At 63.3% G+C, this 1,175-nt stretch carries 1 protein-coding gene and 1 pseudogene; both read left to right on the forward strand.

The annotated features are described in order from the left end of the window. Positions 1–178 (forward strand): annotated as a pseudogene (locus QWJ46_RS30985) (sugar ABC transporter substrate-binding protein); the annotation flags it as partial. A gap of 130 nt (positions 179–308) precedes the next feature. Continuing rightward, positions 309–1,175: carbohydrate ABC transporter permease (locus QWJ46_RS30990; RefSeq protein ID WP_302756353.1), on the forward strand; the 867-nt coding region annotated here is incomplete at its 3' end.

Raw genomic sequence — 1,175 nt, forward strand, 5'->3', positions numbered from 1 at the left:
TCTGAAGGCCGCCAACGAGGGCGGCACGCTGTTCGGTTCGCTCGCCCAGGGTTACGGCGCCCCTCCGGCGATCGCCAATGCCTATAAGGACGTCGTCTCGAAGTTCGTCCACGGCCAGATCAAGAGCTCCGACGAAGCCGTCACCCAGCTCGTCCAGGCGATCGACGACGCCCGCTGAGAGTGCTGTCGATGACTACGCTTCCCCGCATCTTGCGGGGAAGCTTCAGGCTCCGCGACCATTCATGCGGGGACGATCGGGCAGGGCCGATCATGCAGGCCTGATCATGCAGGGGAGGAGATGAGATACCATGAGCACAGTTGCCACCACCGATCCGGTTCTGACGCCGCGGCAAGCAACGCGGGTCTCGCTGCGCGGCCGGCTGCAGGATGCGCTGCCGAAGATCGTGCTGGCGCCGAGCTTCGTCATCACGCTCATCTTCGTCTACGGCTTCATCGTCTGGACCGCCTATCTCTCCTTCACCAATTCCAAGACCTTTCCCTCCTATGCGCTGACCGGGGCGCGCGCCTATCAGCGGCTGTGGCGCTGGACCTTCGAGAACGATCCGCCGTCCTCCTGGTATACCTCGATCACCAACATGGCGATCTTCGGCTTCCTCTATGTCGGCATCTGCCTGGCGCTCGGCCTGCTGCTCGCCATCCTGCTCGACCAGAAGATCCGCGGCGAGGGGTTATTGCGGCCGATCTTCCTCTATCCGATGGCGCTCTCCTTCATCGTCACCGGCGTCGCCTGGAAGTGGTTCCTCGATCCCGGCCTCGGGCTGGAGCAGACGCTGCACCACTTCGGCTGGACGAGCTTCCACTTCGACTGGATCAAGAACAAGGACTTCGTCATCTACACCGTCGTCATCGCCGGTGTCTGGCAGGCCTCGGGCTTCGTCATGGCGATGTTCCTCGCCGGGCTGCGCGGCATCGACGGCGAGATCATGAAGGCGGCGCAGATCGACGGCGCCTCACCCTTCCAGCTTTATCGCCGCATCGTCATTCCGCTGCTGCGGCCGATCTTCCTGTCGGCCTTCATCGTGCTCGCCCATATGGCGATCAAGTCCTACGACCTGGTGGTGGCGCTGACCTCGGGCGGGCCGGGCGGCTCGGCCTGGCTGCCGTCCAACTTCATGTATGAATATACCTTCAAGCGCAACGAGATGGCCGTCGGC

The sequence above is a fragment of the Rhizobium sp. CBN3 genome, assembly GCF_030518245.1.
In the GTDB taxonomy this organism is placed as follows: Bacteria; Pseudomonadota; Alphaproteobacteria; order Rhizobiales; family Rhizobiaceae; genus Rhizobium; species Rhizobium aethiopicum_A.